This is a genomic window from Citrobacter sp. wls826 (assembly GCF_005281245.1).
Taxonomy (GTDB): Bacteria; Pseudomonadota; Gammaproteobacteria; order Enterobacterales; family Enterobacteriaceae; genus Citrobacter; species Citrobacter braakii.
The window spans coordinates 8,018-13,899 of sequence record NZ_SZWS01000034.1 but is presented as its reverse complement, the minus strand read 5'-3'; the positions used below and the strand labels follow the sequence as shown (position 1 = coordinate 13,899).

Annotated in this window: 6 protein-coding genes; 5 read left to right on the top strand and 1 reads right to left on the bottom strand. The window is 53.3% G+C overall.

Going from position 1 to position 5,882, the window contains the following annotated elements; all coding sequences use genetic code 11:
* Window positions 1-33 precede the first annotated feature (33 nt).
* A complete protein-coding gene (gene tatD, locus FDW87_RS08580) occupies window positions 34-816 on the top strand; it encodes a 3'-5' ssDNA/RNA exonuclease TatD (RefSeq protein WP_137379642.1) in 783 nt (260 codons plus the stop codon).
* Between the two features lie 5 nt (window positions 817-821).
* Here tatD and rfaH read toward each other — a convergent pair whose 3' ends face one another.
* Window positions 822-1,310 (bottom strand): transcription/translation regulatory transformer protein RfaH, encoded by a 489-nt coding sequence (gene rfaH, locus FDW87_RS08575; protein WP_047358740.1) that lies wholly within the window; start codon window positions 1,308-1,310, stop codon window positions 822-824.
* A 204-nt stretch (window positions 1,311-1,514) separates the two neighbouring features.
* Between rfaH and ubiD the strand changes: the two genes are divergently transcribed.
* The 4 genes from ubiD to FDW87_RS08555 form a co-directional block, all read left to right on the top strand.
* The gene (ubiD, locus tag FDW87_RS08570; RefSeq protein WP_016155145.1) at window positions 1,515-3,008 is read left to right on the top strand and encodes a 4-hydroxy-3-polyprenylbenzoate decarboxylase; all 1,494 of its coding nucleotides are present in this window, start codon (window positions 1,515-1,517) and stop codon (window positions 3,006-3,008) included.
* 40 nt (window positions 3,009-3,048) lie between these two features.
* Window positions 3,049-3,750, top strand: a complete 702-nt coding sequence (fre, locus tag FDW87_RS08565) for an NAD(P)H-flavin reductase (protein WP_003828903.1) — start codon at window positions 3,049-3,051, stop codon at window positions 3,748-3,750.
* Between the two features lie 233 nt (window positions 3,751-3,983).
* A complete protein-coding gene (locus FDW87_RS08560; protein ID WP_019078422.1) occupies window positions 3,984-4,898 on the top strand; it encodes an ROK family protein in 915 nt (304 codons plus the stop codon).
* A gap of 7 nt (window positions 4,899-4,905) precedes the next feature.
* Window positions 4,906-5,882: LacI family DNA-binding transcriptional regulator (locus tag FDW87_RS08555; RefSeq protein ID WP_137379641.1), on the top strand; the 977-nt coding region annotated here is incomplete at its 3' end.

Genomic DNA, 5,882 nt, shown 5'->3' with positions numbered 1-5,882 from the left:
GCCCGTCAGGGCGGTTGTCATATGGGAGGAAGCATGTTTGATATTGGCGTTAATTTAACCAGTTCACAATTTGCGAAAGACCGGGATGAGGTCGTGGCGCGCGCCTTTGCTGCGGGCGTAAACGGTATGCTTCTGACCGGCACAAACCTTCACGAAAGCCAGCAGGCGTTAAAGCTGGCGCAGCATTATCCGCATTGCTGGTCCACGGCTGGTGTGCACCCGCATGACAGCAGCCAATGGCAATCCTCAACGGAAGACGAGATTATCACGCTGGCAAACCAGTCGAAGGTAGTCGCTATTGGTGAGTGCGGCCTGGATTTCAATCGCAATTTCTCCACGCCGCAGGAGCAGGAACGTGCTTTTGAAGCGCAACTGCGCATTGCTGCTGAACTGCAGATGCCGATTTTCATGCATTGTCGGGATGCGCATGCGCGTTTTCTGACGTTGCTGGAGCCGTGGCTGGACAGCCTCCCAGGCGCGGTGCTGCACTGTTTCACTGGTTCGCGCCAGGAGATGCAGGACTGCGTGGACCGAGGGCTTTATATCGGTATCACCGGGTGGGTCTGTGATGAACGCCGGGGGATGGAACTGCGGGAGCTGCTGCCGTTTATTCCGGTGGAAAAACTGCTGATAGAAACCGATGCACCTTATCTACTCCCTCGCGACTTAACGCCTAAACCGACGTCACGTCGCAATGAACCGGCGCACCTGCCGCATATTCTTGAGCGAATTGCTCACTGGCGTGGGGAAGATCCTCAATGGCTGTCAGCAACCATTGATGCCAACGTCAGAACGCTGTTCGAAGTGACCTTCTAAACGGCTTATATCTTTCGAAAACCGGTATTTTTCACGCTCTGCTTAATCTCTTTATTCAAGAGGTTAAGCAGCAGCATGGAACGCGCTTCGCCATCCGGTTCGGTGAAGATCGCTTTCAGTCCCTCAAACGCCCCTTCAGTAATAATCACGCTGTCCCCTGGCTGAGGGGTTTGCGGGTCAACAATACCTTCAGGCTTGTAGATAGAAAGCTGGTGAATAACGGGGGATGGGACGGTCGCAGGCGTCGCTCCAAAACGAACGAAATGGCTGACACCACGCGTGGCGTTGATCGTGGTGGTGTGGATCACTTCCGGGTCGAACTCGACAAACATGTAATTAGGGAATAGTGGTTCACTGACTGTGGTACGTTTACCGCGCACCATTTTTTCCAGGGTGATCATAGGCGTCAGGCAGTTCACCGCCTGTCTTTCCAGGTGTTCCTGGGCTCGCTGAAGTTGCCCACGTTTGCAGTACAGTAAATACCAGGATTGCATAATAACTCTTATTCGCTTGTTCTGAGCGCTAGCATAGCAAAAGCCATGAGTTAAGTTAATTATACCCGCCTCAAAGCAGGCTGAAACCCAACGGGTATATACTCCCAGGGCTTATATGTATCGCCAGAGTTCACGCTAATTTAACAAAAATACAGCATCACAATGATGAACGCCGTATAATGAAGCGCTTACGAAGAGGCCACAATGGACGCCATGAAATATCACGATTTACGCGACTTCCTGACGCTGCTTGAACAGCAGGGCGAGCTCAAACGCATTTCGCTTGAGGTGGATCCCCACCTGGAAATTACTGAAATTGCCGATCGCACTCTGCGTGCTGGCGGGCCTGCGTTACTGTTTGAGAATCCTAAAGGCTATTCCATGCCGGTGCTGTGTAACCTGTTTGGCACACCGAAGCGTGTTGCGATGGGGATGGGGCAGGAAGATGTCTCGGCACTACGGGAAGTCGGTAAACTGTTGGCGTTTTTGAAAGAGCCGGAGCCACCTAAAGGATTCCGCGATCTGTTTGATAAGCTGCCGCAGTTTAAGCAGGTGCTGAACATGCCGACTAAGCGGTTGCGCGGTGCGCCTTGTCAGCAAAAAATCTACTCCGGTGATGACGTCGATTTAAACCGTATTCCGATTATGACCTGTTGGCCGGAAGATGCCGCACCGCTGATTACCTGGGGGCTAACCGTAACGCGTGGTCCGCATAAAGAGCGGCAGAATCTGGGTATTTATCGCCAGCAGCTGATTGGCAAAAACAAGCTCATTATGCGCTGGCTGTCCCACCGCGGCGGCGCACTCGATTACCAGGAGTGGTGTGCGGCGCATCCTGGCGAACGCTTCCCGGTTTCGGTGGCGTTGGGGGCAGATCCTGCGACCATTCTGGGGGCCGTGACGCCCGTCCCTGATACATTATCCGAGTACGCATTTGCCGGGCTGTTACGTGGCACCAAGACCGAAGTGGTCAAATGTATTTCCAACGATCTGGAAGTGCCCGCCAGTGCTGAAATCGTGCTGGAAGGGTATATCGAACCGGGTGAGCTGGCCCCGGAAGGGCCGTATGGCGATCATACCGGCTACTACAACGAAGTAGATAGCTTTCCGGTCTTTACCGTCACGCACATTACCCAGCGTGAAGAGGCGATTTATCACTCTACTTATACCGGACGTCCGCCTGATGAGCCCGCGGTGCTTGGTGTGGCGCTGAACGAAGTTTTCGTTCCTATTCTGCAAAAGCAGTTCCCGGAAATCGTCGATTTTTACCTGCCTCCGGAAGGCTGTTCATATCGTCTGGCCGTGGTGACGATGAAAAAACAGTACGCTGGTCATGCCAAACGCGTCATGATGGGTGTTTGGTCGTTTTTACGCCAGTTTATGTACACCAAATTTGTTATTGTCTGCGATGATGATGTCAATGCACGCGACTGGAATGATGTGATTTGGGCAATTACTACCCGTATGGACCCGGCTCGGGATACGGTACTGGTAGAGAATACGCCAATTGATTACCTGGACTTTGCCTCGCCGGTTTCCGGCCTGGGTTCAAAAATGGGGCTGGATGCCACAAATAAATGGCCGGGCGAAACCCAACGCGAATGGGGACGCCCGATTAAAAAAGATCCTGAAGTAACTGCGCGTATTGACGCAATTTGGGATGAACTGGCCATCTTTAATGACGGCAAAAGCGCCTGAGGCGCGATCGTTTTGCCTATTGATCCGACAGAGAGAGCGCATGACAACCTTAAGCTGTAAAGTGACCTCGGTAGAAGCTATCACTGATACCGTATATCGCGTTCGTTTAGTGCCAGACGCGGCGTTTTCCTTTCGTGCTGGCCAGTATTTAATGGTCGTGATGGACGAAAGGGATAAGCGTCCGTTCTCCATGGCATCCACGCCGGACGAGCAAGGATTCATTGAGCTGCACGTTGGCGCCTCTGAGCTAAATCTTTATGCCATGGCTGTGATGGACCGCATTCTGAAAGACCGGGAAATCAAGGTCGACATTCCGCATGGCGAAGCCTGGCTGCGTGATGAAGACGAGCGCCCGCTGATCCTGATTGCCGGTGGTACAGGGTTCTCTTACGTGCGTTCCATTCTGCTTACTGCGCTGGCACGTAATCCAAACCGCGATATCACCATTTACTGGGGTGGGCGTGAAGAGAAGCATCTCTATGATCTCTCCGAACTGGAAGCGTTGTCTGTTAATCACCCGAATCTGCGCGTTGAGCCAGTGGTGGAACAGCCAGAAGACGGCTGGCGTGGTCGTACGGGAACCGTGTTAACGGCGGTATTGCAGGATTACGGTACCCTGGCGGAGCACGATATCTACATTGCCGGTCGTTTTGAAATGGCCAAAATCGCGCGCGATCTGTTCTGTAATGAACGCAGTGCGCGTGAAGATCGCCTGTTTGGCGACGCTTTCGCGTTCATTTAAGCGCTGTGCGCCGGAGCCCTTCCGGCGCATCCATCAATCATCTGTCTTCCAACTAGCAGGGCGCAGGCCCGGCGTCATTGCCTCTCTTTCTCATCATAATTATTTTTTAGTAAACATAATATGTCCGTCACTCAAACATAAATTGAGTTTTTGTGACAGCTCTCCATGTGTTTAGTAAACAAAATAGGCAAGCTAAACCGCATCACATTGTGAGATGCAAATGAGGAAAAACCATGAGGCTCGGACTGGATATCGGCGGGACTAAAATCGAAGCGGTGGTGATTGATAACGCGGGTGAAATTGTTTACCGAGAACGATGTGCGACACCAAAGCAGCGTTACGGTGATTTTTTCCAGGCCGTGACGGAGATGATAGCCAGGGCTATGCAGGCCATTAATCAGCCTTTATCGGTTGGTGTCGGGGTGCCAGGTGCGGTGGATAGCGAAGGTTTGATTAAGAATTCCAACATTCTGGTGCTGAATCAGCAGGCCTTTGCGCAAGATCTCGAGCGTGCATTAGGAATGCCAGTGCCCGTTACCAATGATGCCAACTGCTTTACCCTGTCAGAAGCGATGGACGGTAGTGGGCGTGGGCATAGCGTGGTATTTGGCGTGATCCTCGGTACCGGATGCGGCGGTGGTCTGTGCATCGAGAACCGGTTGATCTCCGGCCCTAACGCCTGTGCCGGAGAGTGGGGGCATAATGCCTTGCCGCGCTACCACGGATCTCGGGACGGGGCTGAAGTGACATGCTATTGCGGACAGTTGAACTGTATTGAGAGCTTTATTTCGGGGAGTGGCCTGGAGCGCCAGTATATGAATCACACCGCGCAACATATGGGTGTGCCACAAATTATGCAACGGGTAGCATCAGGTGATGCAGACGCCTGTTTGTTGTGGGAACGCTATTGCGATCAACTGGCTCGCGCGTTGGCGAGTGTGGTGAATATGCTCGATCCCGATGTTATCGTGCTGGGGGGCGGGGTATCCAATATCGATTTACTGTACTCAGGCTTACAGGCGCGAGTGGCGCAGTACGTGTTTGGTAAACAGTGTCGCACACCGATCGTTCAGGCCCGCCACGGCGACAGCAGCGGCGTACGCGGCGCAGCCTGGCTGGGGGCGCAACAAGCCACAGTAAATCCATGAGACTGAAATGACGAAACCTGTACGTATCAGAGACATTGCCGACGCTTGTGGCGTCTCGGTTGGCGCTGTTTCCCGCGCGCTAAAAGGGCAACCGGGGCTGCGTGAAGAGACCCGGCAGCGCATTATTTCAGTGGCGCAGCAGCAGGGTTATGATTTTTCACGCCTGCGCGCAGATAAAATCAAACGTGTCCTGTTTTTACTGCATCGCCAGCACAATATCAGCCGGGCTTTACCGTTTTATTCTCAACTGCTGCTGGGGATAGAAGATCTGTGTCGCGAAAAGGGGGTTGCGCTGAGCTTTCTCTCTATAGGTCCAGGCGATGCAGTAAGTGAGCAGGTGATGCTGCACCAGCCTGATGCGCTGATCTGCGCGGGATTTTTTGAACCTGAGTTGCTTGGGCTGCTACAACAGATGAAATTGCCGCTGGTGCTGGTGGATCTCTGGGCGCCAGGACTGCCTTGCGTGAATCCTGACAATACTCTGGGCGGCTATCTGGCCACGCAACATCTGATTGCACAAGGCCGCAGCCGCATTGCGTTTCTTGCCAGTACGCTCGCGCACTACAGCATCCGTCAGCGTGAAAAGGGCTACCGTCAGGCATTGTATGAAGCCCGTTTGCTAATGCCGCCAGAGTACGATGTCGTTGCGCCGCCGCTGCTGGATACCGAGCAATCTCTGGTGGATGCGGTTAATGAGCTACTCAGACTGCCAGAGCCGCCCGATGCCATTTTTGCCTATAACGACGCTGCAGCGATGGTTGTTCAGCAGGTGTGTGCGCAGCAGGGTATACGTATCCCGGAAGATCTTGCGCTGGTGGGATTTGATGATATCGATGCTGCGTCCTGGTCACATCCGCCGCTGACTACCATTGCGGTTGATAAAAAACAGCTGGGGCGTGAAGCGCTGCGTTTACTGCTGGAAGAAAATCAGGAAGAGAATCTGCTGCTGCCGGTGCAGTTAGTGGTGCGTGGTAGTTCAGGGAA